This window comes from Streptococcus oralis, from assembly GCF_001075675.1.
Lineage (GTDB): Bacteria > Bacillota > Bacilli > Lactobacillales > Streptococcaceae > Streptococcus > Streptococcus oralis_V.
Window position 1 is genome coordinate 1 of record NZ_JUNW01000055.1, and the last position, 23081, is coordinate 23081.

At 39.7% G+C, this 23081-nt stretch carries 24 protein-coding genes; 8 read left to right on the forward strand and 16 right to left on the reverse strand.

Annotation, left to right across the window (positions count from 1 at the left end):
- Positions 1–88: 88 nt before the first annotated feature.
- From ADM50_RS07840 to ADM50_RS07875, 9 genes are all read right to left on the reverse strand, one after another.
- A complete protein-coding gene (locus tag ADM50_RS07840) occupies positions 89–967 on the reverse strand; it encodes a F0F1 ATP synthase subunit gamma (protein WP_000301228.1) in 879 nt (292 codons plus the stop codon).
- Positions 968–982: 15 nt separating this feature from the next.
- Positions 983–2488 (reverse strand): F0F1 ATP synthase subunit alpha, encoded by a 1506-nt coding sequence (atpA, locus tag ADM50_RS07845; protein WP_044020865.1) that lies wholly within the window; start codon positions 2486–2488, stop codon positions 983–985.
- A gap of 14 nt (positions 2489–2502) precedes the next feature.
- Positions 2503–3039, reverse strand: a complete 537-nt coding sequence (locus tag ADM50_RS07850) for a F0F1 ATP synthase subunit delta (protein ID WP_000358986.1) — start codon at positions 3037–3039, stop codon at positions 2503–2505.
- Entirely contained in the window at positions 3039–3533 is a 495-nt protein-coding gene (atpF, locus tag ADM50_RS07855) for a F0F1 ATP synthase subunit B (RefSeq protein ID WP_044020867.1), read from the reverse strand. The genes ADM50_RS07850 and atpF overlap by 1 nt, the downstream gene beginning before the upstream one ends.
- Before the next feature lie 18 nt (positions 3534–3551).
- Positions 3552–4268, reverse strand: a complete 717-nt coding sequence (gene atpB, locus ADM50_RS07860) for a F0F1 ATP synthase subunit A (protein WP_000392938.1) — start codon at positions 4266–4268, stop codon at positions 3552–3554.
- A 32-nt stretch (positions 4269–4300) separates the two neighbouring features.
- Complete coding sequence (locus ADM50_RS07865) at positions 4301–4501, reverse strand: F0F1 ATP synthase subunit C (protein WP_001054551.1); 201 nt, start codon at positions 4499–4501, stop codon at positions 4301–4303.
- A 231-nt stretch (positions 4502–4732) separates the two neighbouring features.
- Positions 4733–5044, reverse strand: coding sequence for a CHY zinc finger protein (locus ADM50_RS09475; protein WP_080978772.1), 312 nt, complete (start codon positions 5042–5044; stop codon positions 4733–4735).
- Between the two features lie 14 nt (positions 5045–5058).
- Positions 5059–6345: a peptidase U32 family protein gene (locus tag ADM50_RS07870; RefSeq protein WP_000169101.1), complete on the reverse strand. Its 1287-nt coding sequence runs from the start codon at positions 6343–6345 to the stop codon at positions 5059–5061.
- Between the two features lie 136 nt (positions 6346–6481).
- The gene (locus tag ADM50_RS07875) at positions 6482–7180 is read right to left on the reverse strand and encodes a GntR family transcriptional regulator (protein WP_000936178.1); all 699 of its coding nucleotides are present in this window, start codon (positions 7178–7180) and stop codon (positions 6482–6484) included.
- Positions 7181–7351: 171 nt separating this feature from the next.
- Here ADM50_RS07875 and ADM50_RS09590 point away from each other — a divergent pair, with 171 nt between their 5' ends.
- The 7 genes from ADM50_RS09590 (at position 7352) to ADM50_RS07905 (ending at position 14754) form a co-directional block, all read left to right on the forward strand.
- A complete protein-coding gene (locus tag ADM50_RS09590) occupies positions 7352–7510 on the forward strand; it encodes a hypothetical protein (protein WP_161801145.1) in 159 nt (52 codons plus the stop codon).
- A 15-nt stretch (positions 7511–7525) separates the two neighbouring features.
- Entirely contained in the window at positions 7526–8089 is a 564-nt protein-coding gene (locus ADM50_RS07880; RefSeq protein ID WP_049485212.1) for a GNAT family N-acetyltransferase, read from the forward strand.
- Between the two features lie 321 nt (positions 8090–8410).
- Positions 8411–9973 carry a glutamine-hydrolyzing GMP synthase gene (gene guaA, locus ADM50_RS07885; RefSeq protein WP_049485213.1) on the forward strand — a complete coding sequence of 521 codons (1563 nt, stop codon included), beginning with the start codon at positions 8411–8413 and terminating at the stop codon, positions 9971–9973.
- Between the two features lie 259 nt (positions 9974–10232).
- Positions 10233–11006 carry an ABC transporter ATP-binding protein gene (locus ADM50_RS07890; RefSeq protein ID WP_049485215.1) on the forward strand — a complete coding sequence of 258 codons (774 nt, stop codon included), beginning with the start codon at positions 10233–10235 and terminating at the stop codon, positions 11004–11006.
- 97 nt (positions 11007–11103) lie between these two features.
- Positions 11104–13050 carry an FtsX-like permease family protein gene (locus ADM50_RS07895; RefSeq protein ID WP_239684806.1) on the forward strand — a complete coding sequence of 649 codons (1947 nt, stop codon included), beginning with the start codon at positions 11104–11106 and terminating at the stop codon, positions 13048–13050.
- A 32-nt stretch (positions 13051–13082) separates the two neighbouring features.
- Positions 13083–13766, forward strand: a complete 684-nt coding sequence (locus ADM50_RS07900; protein WP_000680570.1) for a response regulator transcription factor — start codon at positions 13083–13085, stop codon at positions 13764–13766.
- Complete coding sequence (locus tag ADM50_RS07905) at positions 13756–14754, forward strand: sensor histidine kinase (protein ID WP_049485219.1); 999 nt, start codon at positions 13756–13758, stop codon at positions 14752–14754. The genes ADM50_RS07900 and ADM50_RS07905 overlap by 11 nt, the downstream gene beginning before the upstream one ends.
- 82 nt (positions 14755–14836) lie before the next feature.
- Here ADM50_RS07905 and ffh read toward each other — a convergent pair whose 3' ends face one another.
- The 4 genes from ffh to ADM50_RS07925 all read right to left on the reverse strand — a co-directional run bounded on the left by ffh (position 14837) and on the right by ADM50_RS07925 (position 19439).
- Complete coding sequence (ffh, locus tag ADM50_RS07910) at positions 14837–16408, reverse strand: signal recognition particle protein (protein ID WP_049485221.1); 1572 nt, start codon at positions 16406–16408, stop codon at positions 14837–14839.
- 11 nt (positions 16409–16419) lie between these two features.
- Positions 16420–16752: a putative DNA-binding protein gene (locus ADM50_RS07915; RefSeq protein ID WP_000402066.1), complete on the reverse strand. Its 333-nt coding sequence runs from the start codon at positions 16750–16752 to the stop codon at positions 16420–16422.
- 144 nt (positions 16753–16896) lie between these two features.
- Positions 16897–18093, reverse strand: a complete 1197-nt coding sequence (gene tuf, locus ADM50_RS07920) for an elongation factor Tu (protein ID WP_001040720.1) — start codon at positions 18091–18093, stop codon at positions 16897–16899.
- Positions 18094–18329: 236 nt separating this feature from the next.
- Positions 18330–19439 (reverse strand): AI-2E family transporter, encoded by a 1110-nt coding sequence (locus ADM50_RS07925; RefSeq protein ID WP_000489828.1) that lies wholly within the window; start codon positions 19437–19439, stop codon positions 18330–18332.
- A 104-nt stretch (positions 19440–19543) separates the two neighbouring features.
- Here ADM50_RS07925 and pbp3 point away from each other — a divergent pair, with 104 nt between their 5' ends.
- Positions 19544–20785 (forward strand): D-alanyl-D-alanine carboxypeptidase PBP3, encoded by a 1242-nt coding sequence (gene pbp3, locus ADM50_RS07930; protein ID WP_049485222.1) that lies wholly within the window; start codon positions 19544–19546, stop codon positions 20783–20785.
- A 29-nt stretch (positions 20786–20814) separates the two neighbouring features.
- Here pbp3 and sdbB read toward each other — a convergent pair whose 3' ends face one another.
- From sdbB to ADM50_RS07945, 3 genes are all read right to left on the reverse strand, one after another.
- Positions 20815–21360 carry a thiol-disulfide oxidoreductase-associated lipoprotein SdbB gene (sdbB, locus tag ADM50_RS07935; protein ID WP_049485224.1) on the reverse strand — a complete coding sequence of 182 codons (546 nt, stop codon included), beginning with the start codon at positions 21358–21360 and terminating at the stop codon, positions 20815–20817.
- A gap of 12 nt (positions 21361–21372) precedes the next feature.
- Positions 21373–22080, reverse strand: coding sequence for a thiol-disulfide oxidoreductase-associated membrane protein CcdA2 (ccdA2, locus tag ADM50_RS07940; protein ID WP_002875594.1), 708 nt, complete (start codon positions 22078–22080; stop codon positions 21373–21375).
- A gap of 125 nt (positions 22081–22205) precedes the next feature.
- Positions 22206–23066, reverse strand: a complete 861-nt coding sequence (locus ADM50_RS07945; RefSeq protein ID WP_049485226.1) for a methionyl aminopeptidase — start codon at positions 23064–23066, stop codon at positions 22206–22208.
- Positions 23067–23081: the final 15 nt, after the last annotated feature.

Here is a 23081-nt window from a genome sequence, read left to right on the forward strand (position 1 = left end):
ACTCAAGTACAGCCTGCGGCTAGCTTCCTAGTTTGCTCTTTGATTTTCATTGAGTATAAGTTCATTTTAATACGAGGGAGGCAAAGCCTTATTCTAAGGCACTAGCCCCCGCTACGATTTCTGTAATTTCTTGTGTAATCGCCGCCTGTCTAGCACGGTTATACTGGATTGTCAAATCATTGATGACCTTTTTGGCATTATCGGTCGCCGTTTGCATGGCTGTCATACCTGCAGCATTTTCAGCTGTCTTGGCATCGATAATAGCCCCGTAAATCATACTTTCAGCATACTGTGGCAACAATTGCTCTAGAATCTCATCACGGCTCGTTTCCAACTCAAATGTCAAGCTATACTCTTCATCCGCTTCATTTGGATCCAAGTCAACAATCGGAAGCATTTGTTCCACACGCATTTGACTTGTGAGAGTATTGACATGATGGTTGTAGCAGACGTATAATTCATCAAAAAGTTCGTTTTGGTACATCTCAATCGTTTTTGAAATAATTTTACGAACTTCATCAAAACTAGGCTGATCTGCCAAGCCACGTAGTTCATAGATTGGCTGAATACCTCGAGCCTTAAAGAAATCAGCTCCCATACCACCGATACAGATTATCTCAAAATCTTTACCATCTGGATGGTATTCTTCTTTCAACTCCATAACGGCTTTAAGGATGGAAGCATTATAACCTCCAACCAAGCCACGGTCTGAAGTGATAACGATATAGCCTGTTTTCTTAACTGGGCGACTGATGAGCATCGGATTGGTTGAACCACCAGATCCGTTACCATGCAGAATATCCGTCAAAAGCTTACGGACCTTCTGAGCGTAAACTTGAAAGTTGCGCGCTGCTTCTTCAGAGCGACCTAACTTGGCAGCCGATACCATTTGCATGGCATTAGTGATTTGACTCGTATTTTTGGTTGAGGCGATTTTTGTTTTAATATCATTTAGAGATACTGCCATCTGACACCTCTATTCTTATTGGAAGCTGGATTGATTGAGAAACTCTGTAATCGCAGCATCCAAGACTGCTTCATCTGGCAAGTCTTTTGTTTCACGAATAGTTTCCAAAATCTCTGGATGTTGTGCATCAAAGAAAGTATGGAACTCTTCCTCAAAACGAACAATGTCATCTACTGGAATCGTATCCAAGAAACCATGTGTCAAAGCATAGAGAATGGTTACTTGTTTCTCAACAGGTAGTGGTTTATGAACAGGTTGTTTCAATACTTCCACAGTACGACGTCCACGGTTTAACTTAGCCTGTGTTGCTGCATCCAAGTCAGAACCAAACTTAGTGAAGGCTTCCAACTCACGGTATGAAGCAAGGTCGATACGAAGTGTACCAGCTACTTTCTTCATGGCTTTGATTTGTGCAGAACCACCTACACGGGATACAGATGAACCCGCATCGATGGCTGGACGAATACCCGCATTGAAGAGACCATCACCAAGGAAGATTTGTCCGTCAGTGATAGAAATCACGTTGGTTGCGATATAGGCAGAGATATCTCCCGCTTGTGTCTCGATAAATGGTAGGGCTGTAATAGATCCACCACCAAGTTCATCAGAAACTTTAGCTGAGCGCTCAAGCAAACGGCTGTGAAGATAGAAAACATCCCCTGGGAAGGCTTCACGACCTGGTGGACGACGAAGCAAGAGGGAAAGCTCACGATACGCGACCGCTTGTTTTGAAAGATCATCATATACGATCAAAACATGCTTGCCTTGGTACATAAACTCTTCTGCCATAGCAACCCCAGCATAAGGAGCTAGGAAGAGCAATGGAGATGGTTGTGAAGCAGAGGCAGTCACAACGATTGTGTAATCCAAGGCACCATACTGACGAAGTGTTTCTACTTGCGTACGAACTGTTGATTCTTTTTGTCCAATCGCTACATAGATACAGATCATATCTTGCCCTTTTTGGTTCAAGATTGTATCAATTGCAATGGTTGTTTTCCCTGTCTGACGGTCACCGATAATCAACTCACGTTGACCACGACCAATCGGTACAAGCGCGTCAATAGCTTTCAAACCTGTTTGCAATGGTTCTGATACAGACTTACGTTGCATAACGCCAGGAGCCGGCGCTTCTACTGGACGAGACTTATCAGTATGGATTTCTCCAAGACCGTCAACTGGACGACCAAGTGGATCCACAACACGTCCAATAAGGCTCTCACCAACAGGAACTTCCATGATTTTACCTGTACGGCGAATGGTATCGCCTTCACGAATATCTGTAAAGTCACCTAGGATGATAATCCCAACGTCTGTTGACTCCAAGTTCTGCGCCATCCCATAAGAGCCGTTTTCAAAAATCAACAGCTCCCCACTCATGGCATTTTCAAGGCCGTGAGCACGCGCAATTCCGTCCCCGATATAGGTTACAACACCTGTTTCAGATACATCAAAATTGGGTTTGAAATTTTCAATTTGTTGCTTAATTAAAGCGCTGATTTCTTGTGCGTTAATTGCCAAAAGAACACCACTTTCTATTTCAAATTTTCTTTAACAACTCGAAGTTGTTGTTTAATACTCACATCAATTGTCTTGTGATTAGCAAAAATGACAAAACCACCAATGAGTCCTTCATCAATTTGTTCTTTGACGCTCCGCACTTTCAGAGACATTTTTTTCTCTATCAATGGGAGCAGACGTTCCTTCTGTTCATCTGTTAAAGGATGAGCTGAAGAAATCGTGACTACAAAACGATTGGTCTCTTTTTCAAGGCGATTCAAACAATCTGCAATTACTTCATAAAAAAGATTTGCTCTGTGATTGTAAACCAGAACTTGAATAAAGTTTTGCATTAAAGGTGACACAGAGTCTTGAAAGAAACGAACTGTTTTTTCCTTATCTGACTCATCGACTGCCACCTGAGCTAAAAAAGAAGGTAAACCCGTTTCTTCTGCGACTTGCTTGATTTGATCCAAGTCTGAAAAAATCCGGTCCTCTTCTCCTTTTTCAATCACTAATTGGACAAAAGGCATGCTGTACTTTTCAATGACCTTTGCTGTTTTCTTGTCCATTAGGCTTCTCCTAGCTGATCGATATACTGATCAATGAGTTCCTTATGGGCATGACTGTCAAGGTTTTGTGAGATGATTTTCCCAGCTAGACTAACTGTCAAATCTGCCACCTCGCCCTTAACACTTTGTAAAGCTTCAGCTTTATTTTGCGCAATTTCTTGGTTGGCTTTTTCTTTTAAGCGCCCTGCTTCAAGTTTAGCTTCGGCTAAAATATCGGCTTTACTTTTCTCAGCAGTTCCCTTTGCATTCTCGATAATCGTTTTAGCTTCGGTACGGCTACCTGCTAACTCAGCTTCACGTTGGTTAGCTAGTTCCTCAGCCTTTTTACGGGCTTCCTCGGCACCATCAATATCTGAAGAAATCTTTTCAGCACGTTCATCCAAGATGCTGGAAATATTTCCCCAAGCATATTTTTTCACTAAAAAGATTAATAAAAGGAAGGAACCAGCGATAAGAATAAAGTCACCGATAATGGTACTAATAGTTAAATCCATCTTCTAATCCTCCTCTACTTACTCTTCCCCTTCATTTATTTTTTTACCAATGTACATAGATGACAACATGGTAAATACATAAGCCTGAATACATGAAATGAAAATTGAAAAGGCTGTCCATAACATGTTTGCGATAAAGGCAAAAGGATACCAATACAAAGCATTTTGTGACAAGGCTAATAGCAATCCAGCTAAGACCTCACCGGCAAAAATATTTCCGTAGATCCGAATCGCCAAGGAAGCAAAATTGGTGAACTCTTCTAAAATGTTCATCGGAGTCATAAAGCCAGGTGTAACAAATGCTCTCAAATATTCTTTAACGCCTCTACGACGAACTCCTTCTACATGGGCGATCAAAGTGATCAAGAATGATAGGGATAAATCGTATCCAAGGTTGGCTGTTGGAGAAGTCCACAAGTTATAACCGTTTGTTGTTTGTACTTTTGCCATTAAGCCGATATTATTGGCAACCAAGATAAACAGAAATAGAGAAAACAGAAATAAGGAATAATCCTTGATGTATGATTCTCCAATGTTTGGTTTGGTAAAACCAATCACAAAGTCGTAAATCATCTCAAGAGCATTTTGTTTGCCCTTTGGACGGATGGTCATTTTACGACTTGCCCAGTAGACAAAGGCAAAAACCATCAAAACAGTTACAAGAGACATGGCAAGCAGGGTCAAATCAAAGGATATTGGTCCAATATTAACGGTTGGATTCAAACTTTCTTCCATGGTTTGACACCTCCATTTCTAAATAGAGTTGTCTATTTAATGACAAATGACATCGCCAAGGTTACAAAGAATGTTCCTTCGATAAAGGCAATCCCCATGATCATCAAACTACGCAATTGTGGGATGATATCTGGTTGGCGTGCTGCAGACTTGAACAAACCGTTCATCAAAAATCCTTCTGCAAGGGATACACCCATACAGGCAAGACATAGACCGAAAAATGTTAAATTCATGATGAATTCTCCTTTTATTTAAAATTTACTTACTTAGTTTAGTCCTAAAATTTGTTTTTGTCAACTTTTTACTTACGTTGGAAGCGTTTCAGATGATTTATTTTTATTTTTGCTATTTTTATACCACTGTATAGATAAGTTTCTCATTTTATGATGAAATGTGTTTCCACTTTCTCTATATTTTCCGAAATAAATTGAAAAATCCAAGTTTAGAACTTGGATAGATTCATTTTATTTGAAATAGTGGGAATAGTGTTGTTTACACCCTGGATTAAATGGAGATTTGCAATAAGGGCAGGCTATCTGCTTTTGATATTCTTGAAATGTTATTGTCCTCATACAAGCCCCACATAAAATCGGTCGATCCTCAGAAAGCGCCAAAGGATAGGGCGAAAAAACATGCGTTTCTATAGCATTGTGGCACTGATAGCAAGCATAATATTTTTTACACTCATAGCACTGAAGAGAAACGATGTCCTTTTCGCCATGATAATGAACACATCTGCCTTCATCATCAACTAACAAACCTTGTGCTTGATTCATTCACTTTTCCTTCTCTAGGCACGAACTGTGACGCTGGTTCCATCTTCTTTATAGAGATTGATAAGACCTTCCTTGAGAGCGCGAACCATGTCCCCAGCTTGAACAGGTTGTGGGACTTTAATTGTCAAGAGTTCCATTGGATTTGGAGCACGGTCAATTTTATTACCCTTGGCATCATGAAGGTCTTCGATATAAGTCTCAAAATGACGGAAACCTGGTCCATAAAACTCGACTTGATCGCCTTCGTTGATGACATTCCGTTGACGAATGGTTGCCGTTTGAGTCGCATCATCGTACGCAACCACTTCAGCGACAAACTTGTATTCAGGAATTTTACGACGAGCGCCAAATAACTGTTCGTTTTCTGTAGGTGTACCATAGTAGAAACCTGTTGCCAGTTCACGCTGAGCAACCTTCCACATCTCGTCTACCAAGTCCTGTTTGATGGCTTCAAATTTCTCAGGACTTTCAAGATAAGCATCTACAGCCGCCTTGTAACAGTTAGTCACTGTTGAAACATAGTGGATAGATTTCATGCGGCCTTCAATCTTAAGACTGTCTACACCGTTTTCAATCATATCTGGAATATGGTCAATCATGGACATGTCAACGGCTGACATTGAAAATTCTTCTGGAATTTCACCTTTAAGACTCTTACGTTCTTGACCAAAAGGCATGTCGTAAAGATCGTATTTCCAACGGCAAGACTGTGAACAACCACCACGGTTGGCATCACGCATACTCATGTGGTTTGAGAGCGTACAGCGACCTGAGTAGGAAATACACATGGCTCCATGGACAAAGGCCTCAATCTCAACATCTGTACGTTTGCGAATCTCTGCCAATTCCTCCATTGAAACTTCACGGGCCAAAACCACGCGAGTTAGACCAAGTTCTTTCCAGAACTCAAGAGTTTCATAGTTGGTCGCACTGGCTTGAGTTGAAAGGTGGATTTCTAGACCTGGTGCTTCTGTTGCTGCAATCATAATCAAGGCCGGATCTGACACGATAACTGCTGCAATCCCGATGTCACGCAACTTACGGAACCATTCTCCAGCACCAGCTTCGTTTCCTTCGTGCATAACCATGTTAGCAGCCACATAGACCTTGGCACCGTACTTAGCAGCAAACTGCACGCCTTCTTCCATCTGTTCAAAGGTGAAGTTTCCTGCACGGCTACGAAGACCATAGGCCTGTCCACCGATGAAGACTGCGTCCGCACCATATTGAACAGCTACTTTCAGCTTCTCTAAAGTTCCTGCAGGTGATAAAACCTCAGGACGTTTTAATGTTTTTGTCATTTTTTCTCCTATTTGCAATATAAAAGTTTGACGTTTTTCCTTCTCATTTTATAGTAAATAAGCGATAAAATCAAGCCTAGGCAGATTGTTTTGACAATTCTAATCTTTTCTAAAACAAAAAACTAGCCTTTCTAGACTAGTTATTTTCAAGATAAAATTCAAAGCGTTCGCCCACGTATTGACTCTTTACATACTCGAAAGCCGTCCCATCTTCAAGATAAGAGACCTGAGTCAAGGCTAAAATGGCATGCCCCTTTTCAACTTCTAGATAGTGAGCAATTTTTTCCTTAGCCAATCTTGCATAAATGGTCTGTTGGGATTTGCCAATCCGATAGCCATGTTGCTGCAAGGTTTGGAAGAAATGACTGGTGATTTCTTCTTTTTTGAAATCCTTAATAAATTTCTCAGGAATGGATGCGACTTCATAGACTAGCGGAACTTGGTCAGCGTAACGCACCCGTTCCATACGGATAATATTCTCTGTCGGAGTAATCCCTAGCTTTGCGACCTCCTGCTCATTTGGAATGGTTCTTCTGTAAGAAATGAGTTGACTAGAAGGAACTTTCCCCTGAGATTTGACAATCTCCGTAAAACTGGTTGTCCCACGCATTTTTTCTTGGACACGAGTGCTAGAGACAAAAGTCCCACTTCCTACTCGACGCTCCAAAACTCCTTCCTCAACCAAGAGAGAGATAGCCTGGCGTAATGTCATCCGGCTAACTTGAAACTGTTCAGCTAAATCTCGCTCACTTGGAAGTCTCTCACCAATTTTCCAATGATGCTCATCTATATCCTTCTTGATCTGATCGTGGATTTTCATATAAGCTGGTAACATGATTCTCACTTCTTTTTTTTATTTTCTCCATTGTACCGTATTTGCTAAGAAAAAGTCAAACTTTGCCTTGTTAATTCTCTCGTAACTCTTTCTAGCTTAAATAATTTTTTAAAATCATTGAAATAAATAATCAATCATGTTAAAATTAAAATATAAAGGAGTTGATAATACATGGCAGTTTTAACACAAATTGAGCAAAATAAAATTATCTCGAATGAACAACAAGAAAAATTTCAATCTATTTTGAAAGGAGATTATAGTCTATCTAAAGAAATAAAAGATCGATTGATAAGTCTGAATAGAATCGGGACATCCCTTAATATAAAATAAAGGAAGATTTTTAATTTGATAAAAAATTATCCAATTGAAACACTTAGTGTATTGAGCACTTTCTCTTCGATAATTACTGAAGATGAACTAAAAACATTCGATTGTGGTATTCAAGACTTAAATGATGCCCTCATTCAAAATTACAATAAATATGATACTGATTCGGGCCATGTTTTTGCCATAATTAAAGATGAAAAAACTATGGGATTTGTTATCTGTTCTTTAATTTGCATTTCTGCGATTGCATCACCTGAGGGACTGAGAGATGTTGGAGTGAGTATTGATTATTTAGCTGTCGATAAATCCGAACAAAATAAAGGGATAGGTAGTCTTCTTTTATTTTTAGCTCTCAGACTTGCTCTAACAATACATTGTATACTACCTATAAAGGGAGTCCGAGTATTTGCGTTAGAGGATGCTGTTGAATTTTACGAAAAATACGGTTTTTTGGATACCAGGCCAGATGGTGCAGTTAATAATGGTATACCAGTTTTAATGTTTTTTCCTATAAAAGAATTATTTGATACTGAATTCGCTCCATTTACAGAGATTTTCAGTACCCAGTTAGGTAAGATTTAAAAATTGAATAGCTTATTTAAAAATTCTGAAATAATAGTGTTTTTTATAATTATCATCTCTTAAATTTCTTTAGCAGTAAATTCGCTGAAAAAATTTAAGAGTATTTTTATTTTTCCAATTAAAAAATTATGTTAAAGACTCAGAACTACGAATAAATTATTCTCTATTGTAATAGACATTCTCAACAATTCCCATTATAACGGAAATTGTTGGTAGTAATTTTGTAATACTATTTTGTTAGAATATATTCAATTAGTTGGTAATTCGCTCTCATTTGTGATAAAATATTGAAAAAGATATTTCTTTTGAGAAAGGAAAAAGATGAGCAACATTTCAACTGATTTGCAAGATGTCGAAAAAATCATCGTGCTGGACTATGGTAGCCAATATAACCAGCTTATTTCACGCCGTATCCGTGAAATTGGTGTTTTTTCAGAGCTAAAAAGCCATAAAATTTCAGCTGCAGAGGTTCGTGCCATTAACCCTGTAGGAATCATTCTCTCAGGTGGACCAAATTCTGTTTATGAAGAGGGTTCATTTGATATTGATCCAGAAATTTTTGAACTTGGTATTCCAATTTTGGGAATCTGCTATGGTATGCAACTTCTTACTCACAAACTTGGAGGTAAGGTTGTCCCAGCAGGTGATGCTGGAAACCGCGAGTACGGTCAATCCCCACTTACTCATACCACTTCTGCCCTCTTTGAAGGTACACCAGAAGAACAGATTGTTTTGATGAGCCACGGTGATGCGGTTACTGAGATTCCTGCTGACTTTATTCGTACAGGAACTTCCGCTGACTGTCCTTATGCAGCCATTGAAAATCCAGACAAACATATCTACGGTATTCAATTCCACCCAGAGGTTCGCCATTCTGTATACGGGAATGATATCCTTCGCAACTTTGCCCTTAACATCTGTAAAGCTAAGGGTGACTGGTCAATGGACAACTTCATCGATATGCAGATCAAGAAAATCCGTGAAACTGTAGGTGACAAGCGTGTTCTTCTAGGTCTATCAGGTGGTGTTGACTCTTCTGTTGTTGGAGTTCTTCTTCAAAAAGCGATTGGTGATCAATTAATCTGTATCTTTGTAGACCACGGTCTTCTCCGTAAAGGGGAAGCAGACCAAGTTATGGACATGCTCGGTGGTAAGTTTGGGTTGAATATTGTCAAAGCCGATGCTGCTAAACGCTTCCTTGATAAACTTGCAGGCGTTTCTGATCCAGAGCAAAAACGGAAAATCATCGGTAACGAGTTTGTTTATGTATTTGATGACGAAGCAAGCAAGCTCAAAGATGTGAAATTCCTTGCTCAAGGTACCTTATATACAGACGTGATCGAGTCTGGTACAGATACAGCTCAAACTATCAAATCACACCACAACGTAGGTGGTCTTCCAGAAGACATGCAATTTGAATTGATTGAACCATTGAACACTCTTTATAAAGACGAAGTCCGTGCCCTCGGTACAGAGCTTGGTATGCCAGACCACATCGTATGGCGCCAACCATTCCCAGGACCAGGACTTGCTATCCGTGTCATGGGTGAGATCACTGAGGAAAAACTAGAAACTGTTCGTGAGTCCGATGCTATCCTTCGTGAAGAAATTGCCAAAGCAGGTCTTGATCGTGACATCTGGCAATACTTTACTGTTAACACAGGCGTTCGTTCAGTCGGTGTTATGGGTGATGGTCGTACTTATGACTACACCATCGCCATTCGTGCGATTACTTCTATCGATGGTATGACAGCTGACTTTGCCAAGATTCCTTGGGAAGTCCTTCAAAAGATTTCTGTGCGTATCGTAAACGAAGTGGATCACGTTAACCGTATCGTCTACGACATTACAAGTAAACCACCTGCAACCGTTGAGTGGGAATAGAATTTTCTATAAAATAATAAATAATACTGCTGGAGCATGGACTACAGTGGTATTATTTTTTATAATTTCAATATTAGGAAAATTTCTCGACTCTCAGCACCTCTTTTTAAATCCCTGAAAGCATGCTATAATATAATAAGTATAGCTCCAATATCCTGACTATAAATGTCAGCGATAAAGATTTCTTACATCATCCGTAAGTGTTATTCTACTCTGATTCATACTATAATGAAAGTAACAAAAGATGGAGGTGTTTCACATGGAAACAATTTTACGAGTAGAATCATTAACAAAGCATTATGGAAAAGAGCCGAATAGCACCAAGGCCTTGAACGGTATATCTTTTCAAGTTGTCAAAGGTGAATTCTTAGGGATTATGGGGAGCAGTGGATCTGGAAAAACAACCCTTCTTAACTGTCTCGCTACTATCATCAAGCCAACTGACGGCTCCATTCAAATGCAAGAAAAGGATTTAGGTCAATTAAAAGGTAGTCAGTTAGCTGATTATCGTGGCAAGGAAATTGGCTACCTCTTTCAAAATTTTGAGCTTTTGGAAAATCTGACAGCCAAAGAAAATATTTTACTTCCCTTGTCTTTGCACAAGGTCAATGCTAACGAAAGCAAGAATCGGTTAGAATTGCTCTCCCAATATCTAGATATTTCTGAACTCCTGGATAAGTTCCCTTCTCAATTATCAGGTGGTCAACGGCAAAGGGTAGCTGCTGCGCGTGCTTTGATTTTAGACCCTAAGATTGTATTTGCAGATGAGCCCACAGGAGCTTTGGATTCAAAAAATGCGACCATATTGATGCAAAAATTAGCTGAAATGAATCAAGTGGAAGAAACCACCATTCTCATGGTGACACACGATTCAGTCGCAGCCAGCTTTTGCAACCGCATCTTGTTTATCCAGGACGGAAAACTATTCCATGAAATCCGACGCGATTATCCAAGAGAAAGTCAGGAAGATTTTTACCACAGAATACTAAAGGTCATGGCTGCACTGGCTGGAGGTGATGGCAATGTTTTCTAAATTAGTCTCAAGAAATAGCAAGAGAGATCGAAAAAATAATGACTTGTACTTCAGTTCCATGATTCTTTCTATTATCTCCTTTTACATCATCCTTTCTTTGTCACATCAAGATGTGATGATCTTTCTAAAACAAATAGAAAGTGACGCTGTAAATAAACTCTTTAGCATGATTCCGATTCTTTATGTAGCAACACTCTTTATCCTCTTTTTTCTAGTCTACTTCGCAAGCAGTATGCAGATGGAAAGAAGAAAACATGAATTTGGTGTCTATCTCACACTGGGAATGCGAAGAAGCAGACTGTTCTTGCTACTCCTGCTCGAGGATTTGAGAAACAGTGTCCTTGCCCTTGGAATAGGTCTTCCTATTTCCATCTTGATTTCAGAACTAATCAGCCTAATAACCGCTAAAATTGTGGGACTAGGGATTATTGAACATCAATTTTCTCTATCTACCACGGCTCTACTCTATACAGTCATCGGCTTCCTAGTCGTCAAATTAGCTGTTTTTGTCCTTTTAAGTGCAAAGACGGCCAATAAGGAAATCGGAAACTTGCTCGCCTATTCACCTTCTGGGATGAAGAAACTACTCCCCAAGGGTGTGTACCTTCTTGCTTCCGTCCTCGGAATTTTGCTTCTAGGAACAGCCTATTACATGGGTATGAGTGGAAGAGCTTGGGAAAATGTCATAACAATGGGCATCACCGTTCTCTTAGGAACTCTGGGAACTATCCTCCTCTTCTTTGGTATGCGTTTATTTATAGACTTTTTGGTTAAGCTTAGAAGCAATCGAAAACTTCATGCCTATAATTTTAGACAGATTCAGGAATTAGTTATCCAGCGCTCAACTATACTGGCCATCTGCTCCCTCTTAATCTTCTCTGCCTTGTGCCTCTTTGGAGCAGGTGTTGCCATTGCAAGTGGCAATTCAGGCAATCAAACCCACGTATTGGATTATACATTTAGAGATAGCAAGCAGGATACAGATGAAAATCTTGATGTAAATACAGTAAAAAATGAGCTTGAAGCTGCTGGACTGGCATCACAGTTTTCAAAGATTCTACAAATCAAAGTCGGCAAACCGAAAGAACACGAGTCCGTGTCCTTCGAAGAGATCATCAAGGAGTTGAAAAAGCAAAAAGGCAGCAAGAACATGGAAATTTTGCTCCAAAGATTTAAACAGTCTACTACTTCCCACCTCATACCAGTTTCCGAATACAATGAACTTAGAAAGGCTGCCAATCTCCCTCCTCTAGAATTAACTAGCAAGGAAGCCTACTTGTATATGGGGAAAGATTTTCTCCCAGATGAAAGTCTCGTCAACTCTGTTCTGAAGACGAAGCCTCAAATCAAAGTCATGGGGAATGATGTAAAATTGATTGGAGAGGTTCAGTCTTTACCGATTGTAACGGATCGTGAAATAACCATTTCTGTAGCCCTCATAGTCCCAGATGAAACCTTTATGAGCTATACAGATGGTAGGTATTCAAATTATGTTAGTGGTATCTTGGCTCCTGAGCTAGTCAAGGAAAAAGGCCTGATGAAAGCTATCTCAGATACCAATAAAAAGCTAAATCAAAGTCCTCTTGGCTATGAAAGCTATATACAAAATATGGGAAGACAATTATTTTACATTATCTCTGCCAGCTATGTCACCATCTATCTGGCTATCATCTTCCTTGTTGTCGCAAATACAATCATCGGCGTTCAGTTTTTGATGGGACAAAGACAATCCTACAGACGATACCAGACCTTAATCCATCTTGGAGCAAACTACGAAACTCTTTGTAAATCTTCAGAAAAGCAAATCAATTGGTATTTTGGTCTGCCAATAGCCCTTGCACTTATCAGTAGTAGCTTCGGAGTGAGCTCCCTCCTCACAGGAATAGTACCCGCTAGCTCAAGAATGGCCATGGGGCAGAAATTTATCACAGCCATGCTGATAGTACTGCTGTTAACTGGATTTGAAATCATCTATATAAGAATTGTAAAGAAAAATAGCAACAAGTACTTGTTGTCCTTAATGGAACCCAAAAGAGATGAATAAGGTAAAATAAATTAGGAAAAGAAGGAACCGATATGAAGCATATTCTGGTTATTGAAGATGAAGCCTTGATTCGAGATGAAATTGTTATTTTGTTAGAGAAAACGGGTTATCAAGTTGATAAGTTGACTGACTTCAAAGATACAAGCCAGCAAGTACTGCAATACGATACGGATTTAATCATACTGGATTTGAATTTGCCGGGAGAAACAGGTTTTCAAATTTGTAAAAATCTCAAGTCCAAACGCTCTGTGCCCATATTGGTTCTCACCTCCCGTGAACAACTAAAAGATGAGATTTACGCCCTGAAATTAGGGGCAGATGAGTATCTAACAAAGCCTTTCAAGAAAGAAAGATTTTTGGCACGTATAGAAAATATCTTGAAACGCTATGAAGGCAGACAAAATCTACTTGAAAAAGATAATTTTCTGCTGGATAGACAGACCTATACCCTTTATATCAATGGACACTCGATTTTACTCCCCCAAAATCAAGGGAAATTGTTAGAAACCTTATTGGTTACTAATGCTCCTGTCGTCACAAAAGAAGAACTAAGTATGAAACTGTGGAATACAACTGAGTTCATCGATGAAAATGCCCTACAAGTGAACATTGCAAGACTAAAAAAGGTGATGAAACAGGCTGGTATTGCCCTTCAAGTCAAGTCCGTCAGAGGTATTGGTTACAAGCTTGAAGAGGTAAGTCCAGATGAAACATAATCTAAAATATCTAGCTAGTTATCTGCCTTGGTTACTTGTTCTCTTAGCATTTGATCTATTTACAGCTGTCCTGCTTTGGCTTTCAGATGTGAGAATGTTTCAAGCCCTCATCCTTCTCTATATTTTAGCCACCGTCCTGCTTTTTTTCATCCTATCATTCTTACTTATAAAAACAGAAATAAAAAAATCATCTGCCTATAAAGCCTTCATAGCCAATCCCAAGATGGATACTGAGCTTGAATTATTGCATTTATCAAGTGCCTCAGAAAAAGAAAGCATTGAAAAAATAGCAGATACACTTTATCAAAAGCAGGCTGAAATAGGAAAACTCAACTCATTACTAGCCGAGTATGAGGACTATGTTGAAAAATGGGCGCATGAGATTAAACTCCCTCTGTCGCTTCTTTCCCTCCTTTTGGACAATCAAAGCGACCAGTTGCCTGAGGATACAGCTTTTAAGTTGGACTATGTGAAAAAGCAAATCCAAGAAAATGTATCACAGATCCTATTCTACTACAGGGTGAAAAGTGAGAAAAATGATTTTCTATTTGAATACCTTGACCTAGAAGAGTGTATCCAAGATCTTTTGGAAAACTTTGATCCCTTGCTCAAAGAAAAGAAATTTACGATTAAGGTAGAAAACATACAAGGAATCTGCTACACCGATAAACGCAGTTTTGAATTTATCCTCTCTCAAATCCTAGCCAACTCCATTAAATATAGCTCCGACAATCCCGAACTCAATATTTATATGTCAAAGGATAAGGGGCGCACAAGTCTGATTATTAGGGATAATGGCTGCGGAGTTAAAGCTTGCGACCTCCCTCATATCTTCGAAAAAGGCTTTACAGGTGATTCAGGAGACACAAGGAAAAAATCAACAGGCATGGGCCTCTATCTGGTCAAACAATTAGCAGATGCTTTAAAAATCGAAATCACAGTAAAATCCGAATGGATGCAAGGCTTTGAAATCTCTCTTTCTATTTAGTCATTTTTCAATTAAGAAAATTTCCTAATCATAGGAAGCACATATTTTATACCAAAAAGGAAAGCACTTCTGCTTTCCTTTTTTATTTACGTTTTTTCTTCGCTTTTTTCATTTTGTTGGCCATGCGTTTCATAGACTGTTTCATGGCAAATTCGCCTATTTTACCTTTTAGTCCACCACCAAACATCTGGCTCATATCTGGCATTCCAGCTCCTCCAAGACCTGACATATCTGGCATGCCGCCTTGTCCCATCATGCCTTCAAGGGCAGACATATCCATTCCTCCCATATTTGGCATATTTTTAGGAAGGTTATTGGGATTGATTCCCATTTGCTTCATCATTTTGTTCATATCCCCAGACATGACACCTTGCATGAGCTGTTTGGCCTGGTTAAAGTCTTTGATAAATTTATTGACTTCGACAAAGGTATTTCCAGAACCGGCAGCGATACGACGGCGACGACTAGGATTTAACAAATCAGGATTTTCGCGCTCCTCAGGAGTCATGGAAGACACAATGGCACGTTTGCGCGCAATCTGGCGCTCATCCACCTTCATATTTTGAAGGGCTGGATTGTTAGCCATACCTGGAATCATCTTGAGCAAGTCTTCCATTGGCCCCATATTTTGCACCTGATCCAATTGATCAATGAAATCATTGAAATCAAAGGTGTTTTCGCGCATCTTCTCAGCCATTTCAAGGGCTTTTTGCTCATCGTATTCTTGAGAGGCTTTCTCGATCAAGGTCAGCATATCCCCCATACCAAGGATACGGCTTGACATACGATCTGGGTGGAAGGTTTCGATATCTGTTATCTTTTCACCCGTACCAGTGAACTTGATAGGTTTTCCAGTGATGTGACGAACAGACAAAGCTGCACCACCACGAGTATCCCCATCAATCTTGGTAAGAATAACCCCAGTCACTTCTAACTGAGCATTAAATTCACGAGCAACATTAGCCGCTTCCTGACCAATCATGGCATCAATGACGAGCAGGATTTCGTTTGGTTGAGCTAAGGCCTTAACGTCACGAAGCTCGTTCATCAAGAGCTCATCAATCTGCAAACGCCCTGCCGTATCAATCAAGACATAGTCGTTGTGATTGGCTTGCGCTTGCTCCAAACCTTGGCGAACAATTTCAACAGCAGGCACTTCTGTTCCAAGTGCAAAGACAGGAACATCGATTTGTTGTCCAAGTGTTTTCAGCTGATCGATGGCTGCTGGACGATAAATATCCGCCGCAATCATCAAAGGACGAGCATTTTCTTCTTTTTTGAGTTTATTAGCCAATTTACCAGCAAATGTCGTTTTACCAGCCCCTTGCAAACCGACCATCATGATAATGGTTGGAATTTTTGGTGACTTGATAATTTCTACCGTATCGGAACCTAAAACAGCTGTCAATTCCTCATCAACGATTTTGATAATCTGTTGGGCTGGATTGAGGGTATCAATGACCTCGTGTCCGACTGCACGTTCACGAACCTTCTTGATAAAGTCCTTTACAACAGGCAAGGCAACGTCGGCTTCCAGCAAGGCCAAACGAATCTCTTTGGTTGCTTCCTGGACATCAGCCTCAGAAATTTTTCCTTTTTTTCGTAGATTTTTAAAGACGTTCTGTAAACGTTCTGTTAAACTTTCAAATGCCATTTTTCTTCCTCTTATTCTCTATTATCAATACTTGTTAAAATTTCTATCTGCTCCTGCAGAAAGTCATCCTTGGGATAACGCTCCAAGATCTGGTCAAAAATCTGACTGCGGACAATGTAGTCCGAATACATGTGCAGTTTCATCTCATAATCTTCTAGAATCTTTTCCGTCCGTTTGATATTATCATAGACAGCCTGACGACTGACACCGAACTCTTCAGCAATCTCAGCAAGACTATAATCATCAGCATAATAGAGTTCAATATAGTTCATCTGCTTGTCTGTCAAAAGCGCCGCATAAAATTCAAAAAGGGCGTTCATACGATTGGTTTTTTCGATTTCCATAACTTTTATTATACCAAAAAAACTATTATACTGCTAGAGTAGAAGCACTTCAAATAGAGTAAGGAGAAGAAAAAAAGAACCTTGCAAGGCAAGATTCTTTTAGTGTCTGACTTAAATAATTGTTCTTCTGGGAACTTAATCGAATTAAGCTTCGATTTCTGTAACCATACCTGAACCAACAGTACGTCCACCCTCACGGATAGAGAATGTAGTACCTTGTTCTACGGCGATTGGGTGGATCAACTCAACGTCGATAGTCACGTTATCACCAGGCATTACCATTTCAGTACCTGCAGGAAGTTCGATTGAACCTGTAACGTCAGTAGTACGGAAGTAGAATTGTGGACGGTAGTTGTTGAAGAATGGAGTGTGACGTCCACCTTCTTCTTTAGTAAGGATGTAGACTTCACCTTTAAATTTAGTGTGTGGGTTGATTGAACCTGGTTTAGCGATAACTTGTCCACGTTCGATTTCGTCACGTTGAACACCACGAAGAAGGACACCTACGTTATCTCCAGCAAGACCTTCGTCAAGTTGTTTACGGAACATTTCAACACCAGTAACAACTGCTTTTTGAGTTTCTTCTTTGATACCAACGATTTCGATTTCGTCGTTGACACGAACAGTACCACGGTCGATACGTCCTGAAGCAACTGTACCACGTCCAGTGATTGAGAATACGTCTTCGACTGGAAGAAGCAATGGTTTTTCAGTGTCACGTTCTGGTTCTGGGATGTACTCATCAACAGTGTTCATCAATTCCATGATGATGTCTTCGTATTTAGAGTCACCTTCAAGCGCTTTAAGAGCTGAACCTTGGATAACTGGAAGATCGTCACCTGGGAAGTCGTATTCTGACAAGAGGTCACGGATTTCCATTTCAACCAATTCAAGCAATTCTTCGTCGTCTACCAAGTCAATTTTGTTCATGAAGACGATAAGGTGTTTAACACCAACCTGACGTGAAAGAAGGATGTGCTCACGAGTTTGTGGCATTGGTCCGTCAGTTGAAGCTACTACAAGGATAGCTCCGTCCATTTGAGCGGCACCAGTGATCATGTTTTTAACGTAGTCCGCGTGTCCTGGAGCGTCGATGTGAGCGTAGTGACGTTTTTCAGTTTCGTACTCAACGTGCGCAGTGTTGATAGTGATACCGCGTTCGCGTTCTTCTGGAGCAGCATCGATAGACGCATAGTCTTTAGGTTGGTTAACTGCTGAAGGCAAGCGACGTGCCAATACAGTTGTGATAGCTGCAGTCAAAGTAGTTTTACCGTGGTCAACGTGTCCGATAGTACCAATGTTAACGTGTGGTTTACTACGATCGTATTTTTCTTTTGCCATTTGAGTAAAAGCCTCCAATAAAATATATTTTATAGATAGACAGTAGGCAATACAGTCTAACTTTCCTTACTATTTTATCAAATTTCTGCTAAATTGCAAGTGTTTTACACATATTTTGTCAATTAATCTAAATCTTATCAAATCCTGTTCTTCTGCTTCTTTATGGCAATATGAAATCAAACTTCTCTTTGTTTGGAAGATAATACTTTCATCAAAAAAATCAGGTCTCCCTGATTTTAATTTGATTCTGTTTTTTCCAGTTCCTTAGCTTCTTTATGGTTTTCATATAATTTCGCTAGGAACTTAGTAATTTCTTTAAAAATAGAGTAAGTAGGTACTGCTACGACCATCCCTATGACACCGTAGATATTACTTGACAGTAAAAGGAGCACCAAAATCGTAATCGGATGCACTTTCATAACCCCTCCAACGATACGTGGATAGAGAACATTTCCGTCAATCTGCTGAATAATGAGCATATAAGCAACCGCAATCAACATACGATGAGGATCTGTGAACACATTGGCAATCACCATTGGAATCAAGCCAATACTTGGACCAACATAAGGAATCAAATTTGCGATTCCAGAAAAAATAGCAAAAACTAGGGCGTACTTTAATCCGATAACGCTATAGCCAATATAGGCTAAACATCCAATAATAACCGCATCAATCGCAATTCCACTGATATAGCGCGCTATGGTTGTATTGAGATTGGTTAAAAGGCTAGAAAGATTCAATTTGTCATGTTTTAAGATGGTACGTTCCAACATTGGTAGCAACTTATGACCATCCAACAAGAAATAAATCAAGAATACAGGGGTCATAATGAGAATCAGAACCGTACTAAACAAAGCTGAAAGAACGCTTCCTAAACTGTTGCTGACGCTATTAAGGATATTCTGGAGGATATCCACATAGGAGAGATTCAGTTGTTGAATTGTTTGTTGAATATCAATATTTTGGAAGACTGGATTCATGGACAAATCGATGATCAAATCTTGTAGTCTACTATAGATGTTTTGACTAGAAATAATCAAGCTGGTCAACTGATTAATCAAAATCGGCAAGAGATAAACGACCCCTACAACGATAGCACCAATCAAGGCACAAAGAGTGACCAAGACACCAATTAGACGATTGATCTTACATCTCTTTTCTAAGAAAGTAACGACTGGATTTGTAATGTAGTAAAAAAATCCACCAAGCAAAAATGGAATCATGATGGTATTCACAACTGTCACGAAGGGAGTAATGATGGCTCCCATTTCTCTCCAAAGATAGAAAATCAGTGTTAATAATAAAATTTCAGCTGTCCAAAAAAATAATTTGTTTCTGCGGAACATAGGTATCCTCCTTCTCTCTATTTTACCACATTTCTGAAAAAGATAAGATGGCTTTAGTAAAAAAGCGAGAATATTTTTTTTCTTTATGATAAAATAAAGCTAATATGAAAAAAATAATTTTATCTTTTATGACACTTTTAGTTTTTGGAGCAGCTTCTACTGTTTCTGCTCAGGAGTTTGATGTTGCTGCTAAACATGCTATTGCTGTCGAGGCTACAACTGGAAAAATCCTCTATGAAAAAGATGCAAATCAGCCTGTAGAAATTGCTTCTATTACAAAACTAGTTACAGTTTATCTGGTCTATGAAGCTCTGGAACAAGGAACTATCAGCCTATCTACACCTGTTGATATTTCGGACTATCCTTACAAACTTACAACTAATTCTGAGGCGAGTAACGTCCCTATGGAAGCTCGAAATTATACTGTTGAACAACTATTAGAGGCTACAATGGTATCCAGCGCAAACAGTGCTGCGATTGCGCTAGCAGAAAAGATTGCTGGTTCTGAGAAAGACTTTGTAGACAAGATGAGGGCTAAACTTCTTGAATGGGGAATTCAAGATGCAACTATTGTAAACACTACTGGTTTAAATAATGAGACCCTTGGCGAGAATATCTATCCTGGTTCAAAGAAAGACGATGAAAACAAGTTGAGTGCCTACGATGTTGCAATCGTCGCTCGTAACCTCATCCGAGATTATCCTCAAGTTTTGGAAATCACCAAAAAGCCAACTTCTACCTTTGCAGGGCTTGAAATCCACTCAACCAACTATATGTTGGAGGGAATGCCTGCCTATCGTGGTGGTATTGATGGACTAAAGACAGGTACTACTGATAAAGCTGGTGCTTCGTTCGTTGGAACAACTGTTGAGAAAGGGATGCGTATTATTACGGTTGTTTTGAATGCAGATCAACAAGATACCAACCCTTATGCACGTTTTACTGCTACTTCTGCACTTTTAGATTATATTTCTGCAAACTTTGCCTTAAAAACCGTCGTTCAGAAAGGTGAAGCATACAACGATAGTAAAGTAACAGTTCTGGATGGTAAAGAAGATAATGTGACAGCTGTCGCTAAGTCAGACATTTCCATCGTCCAACGCATCGGTAGCGGTACTACACCAGCTCTCCAATTCACACCGAAATCAACATCAGAAATGGCTCCATTGGAAGAAGGCAAGGTTGTTGGTACTCTAACCTATGATGACCAGGATTTGGTCGGCCAGGGCTATCTCACTTCTGACAAACCATCTTTTGAAATGGTTTCTGAAAAGAAAGTTGAAAAAGCCTTCTTTTTGAAGGTTTGGTGGAATCAATTTATCCGCTTTATCAATGAAAAACTATAAAAAAATCGCGAAAAATCGCGATTTTTTCTTTATTTCATTTCTTTAAAAGCCGCTTCTGCATCAGCATTGCTAATAGCACCAAATTGGATTTTTCCGATTTTACCTTGACTGTCAATCAAGTATTCTGTTGGAATACTACGAATTTGGTAGGTTTGGAAGGTAGTTGCTTGCGTATCATATAGAACTGGAATATCCTTGTATCCTTGTTCTTGATACCATTTTGGAAAGTCTTGAACTGTTTTTTCACCTTGTAGACCAGGTGCAATGACACTCAAGATTTCAAAGTCTCGATCTTGTTTGGCAGCTAATTCCATCAGCTCAGGCATGCTTTTTTTGCATGGTCCACACCAAGAAGCCCAGAATTTTAAATAGACCTTTTTCCCTTTATAGTCTGATAACTTCACTTCTTTGCCATCCATAGACTGCAAGGTAAAGTCTGGCGCATCCTTACCGACTGCTATTTGTTGTACAGCAGGTTGTTTGGGACTGCTTGTCTGTTTGGTTTCTTTTTCACCACAGGCAATCAACAAGAATAGAGACATGAGGCTCAATCCAGCAAAAATAACTTTTTTCATTTTTTTCTCCTTTTATCCAAGAATTCCTGACAAGGCATTTAACTGCCCTAGCATTAATAATAATCCCATCAAAATAATCAAAGCTCCCCCGATTTTCTTTAGTAGAATCATATGGGGTTTTAATTTACTAAAATAGGGCATAATCCAGCCCGAAGCCAAGGCCAAAACAATGAAAGGAAGGGCCATTCCCAATGTATATACTAATGTTAACACGGCTCCTTGCCAAGCACCATTGCCACCGGAAGCTGCTAGGGCCAAGACTGAACTTAAGACTGGTCCGATACAAGGGGTCCAACCAAAACTAAAGGTTATCCCAAGTAAAAAGGCTGACAGATAGTGATTAGACTTTGATTGTTTAAAGGTGACTGTCTTTTGAACTTCCAGTTTATTGAAATGCAAGATTTCCATCTGATGAAGTCCTAAAAGAATAATGACTATTCCCATAGCATAACGAAACCAGTCTGCATAGAGCATGTGCCCTAGGAATCCAGCTCCAAATCCTAAAATAAAGAAAATGAGGGAGATTCCTGCAATAAAGCACAAGGTTCGAATTAAGCCTGACCATGCAACGTCTCTTCCAAAAAATCGAAAGCTTTTCGAATTCCCCTGATCATCCAGTAAAATACCAGCATAGACAGGTAGCAAAGGAAAGATACAGGGTGAAAAGAAGGACAGGATACCTGCTAAAAAAACGGATACTAGAAATATAATCGACTCCAACGAATTACCTACTTTCTCAAAATTCTAATCCTATTGTACTACAAAAGAATAAATTTGTAAGAAGTCTGCTACGCTTGTTTATTTTGACTAAATTTGACACAAAAAAAGGAGCTAAGCTCCTTTTTTTAATACGTTCCTTCTTCACCTTGACTAGTCAAGATAACAGGACCGTCTTTGGTAATCACAAACTGGTGTTCATATTGGCAAGACAGGCCGCCATCGATGGTTTTATGAGCCCAGCCAGTCTTCATATCTGTATCAATTTCCCAGTCACCAGTATTAATCATGGGTTCAATGGTTAGTACCATTCCTTCACGGAGACGGAGTCCACGGCCTGCAATACCGTAGTTAGGAACCATTGGCTCCTCGTGCATTGTTGGACCAACACCATGACCAACCAAATCACGAACGACACCGTAACCGCGACTTTCAGCGTATTCTTGAATGGCTGCACCAATATCACCGATACGATTGCCGACAACTGCTTGCTCAATTCCTACATACATAGCTTCCTTGGTTACGTCCATAAGGTTTTTCACTTCTTCAGACGGTGTACCAACCGCATAAGCCCAACATGAGTCAGCTAAACCACCAGTATAACTTTGGGTGTATTTTTTCATTTGCTCAACATTGTTGAAGTTAAGTTTAGAGACATTGAGGTCGGATTTGGCAATCGGACCACCCAGTACCATGTCAACCTTGAGCAAATCGCCATCTTTCAAGATGTAATGACGTGGAAAAGCGTGAGCTACTTCGTCATTGAGAGAGCAACAAGTGGCATAGGGGTAATCCATGACAGCACCATCCACACCAATCTGTAAGGGAAGGAAATTTTCCTCTTTGCAACGTCGACGAACGTACTCTTCAACTTCCCACATATCCACGCCTGGCTTAATTAAATCACGTAAGCCAATATGGATACTTGCTAGGAAATCACCAGCCTTGTCCATGGCTTCGATTTCACGTGCTGATTTTAAAGTTATCATTTTTTCTCCTAGATT

Coding starts and splice junctions, on each gene's coding strand:
- ADM50_RS07840 (WP_000301228.1), bottom strand. CDS start 967: ATGGCAGTATCTCTAAATGATATTAAAACAAAAATCGCCTCAACCAAA.
- ADM50_RS07850 (WP_000358986.1), bottom strand. CDS start 3,039: ATGGACAAGAAAACAGCAAAGGTCATTGAAAAGTACAGCATGCCTTTT.
- atpF (WP_044020867.1), bottom strand. CDS start 3,533: ATGGATTTAACTATTAGTACCATTATCGGTGACTTTATTCTTATCGCT.
- atpB (WP_000392938.1), bottom strand. CDS start 4,268: ATGGAAGAAAGTTTGAATCCAACCGTTAATATTGGACCAATATCCTTT.
- ADM50_RS07865 (WP_001054551.1), bottom strand. CDS start 4,501: ATGAATTTAACATTTTTCGGTCTATGTCTTGCCTGTATGGGTGTATCC.
- ADM50_RS09475 (WP_080978772.1), bottom strand. CDS start 5,044: ATGAATCAAGCACAAGGTTTGTTAGTTGATGATGAAGGCAGATGTGTT.
- ADM50_RS07870 (WP_000169101.1), bottom strand. CDS start 6,345: ATGACAAAAACATTAAAACGTCCTGAGGTTTTATCACCTGCAGGAACT.
- ADM50_RS07875 (WP_000936178.1), bottom strand. CDS start 7,180: ATGTTACCAGCTTATATGAAAATCCACGATCAGATCAAGAAGGATATA.
- ADM50_RS09590 (WP_161801145.1), top strand. CDS start 7,352: ATGGCAGTTTTAACACAAATTGAGCAAAATAAAATTATCTCGAATGAA.
- guaA (WP_049485213.1), top strand. CDS start 8,411: ATGAGCAACATTTCAACTGATTTGCAAGATGTCGAAAAAATCATCGTG.
- ADM50_RS07890 (WP_049485215.1), top strand. CDS start 10,233: ATGGAAACAATTTTACGAGTAGAATCATTAACAAAGCATTATGGAAAA.
- ADM50_RS07900 (WP_000680570.1), top strand. CDS start 13,083: ATGAAGCATATTCTGGTTATTGAAGATGAAGCCTTGATTCGAGATGAA.
- ADM50_RS07905 (WP_049485219.1), top strand. CDS start 13,756: ATGAAACATAATCTAAAATATCTAGCTAGTTATCTGCCTTGGTTACTT.
- ffh (WP_049485221.1), bottom strand. CDS start 16,408: ATGGCATTTGAAAGTTTAACAGAACGTTTACAGAACGTCTTTAAAAAT.
- ADM50_RS07915 (WP_000402066.1), bottom strand. CDS start 16,752: ATGGAAATCGAAAAAACCAATCGTATGAACGCCCTTTTTGAATTTTAT.
- tuf (WP_001040720.1), bottom strand. CDS start 18,093: ATGGCAAAAGAAAAATACGATCGTAGTAAACCACACGTTAACATTGGT.
- ADM50_RS07925 (WP_000489828.1), bottom strand. CDS start 19,439: ATGTTCCGCAGAAACAAATTATTTTTTTGGACAGCTGAAATTTTATTA.
- pbp3 (WP_049485222.1), top strand. CDS start 19,544: ATGAAAAAAATAATTTTATCTTTTATGACACTTTTAGTTTTTGGAGCA.
- sdbB (WP_049485224.1), bottom strand. CDS start 21,360: ATGAAAAAAGTTATTTTTGCTGGATTGAGCCTCATGTCTCTATTCTTG.
- ADM50_RS07945 (WP_049485226.1), bottom strand. CDS start 23,066: ATGATAACTTTAAAATCAGCACGTGAAATCGAAGCCATGGACAAGGCT.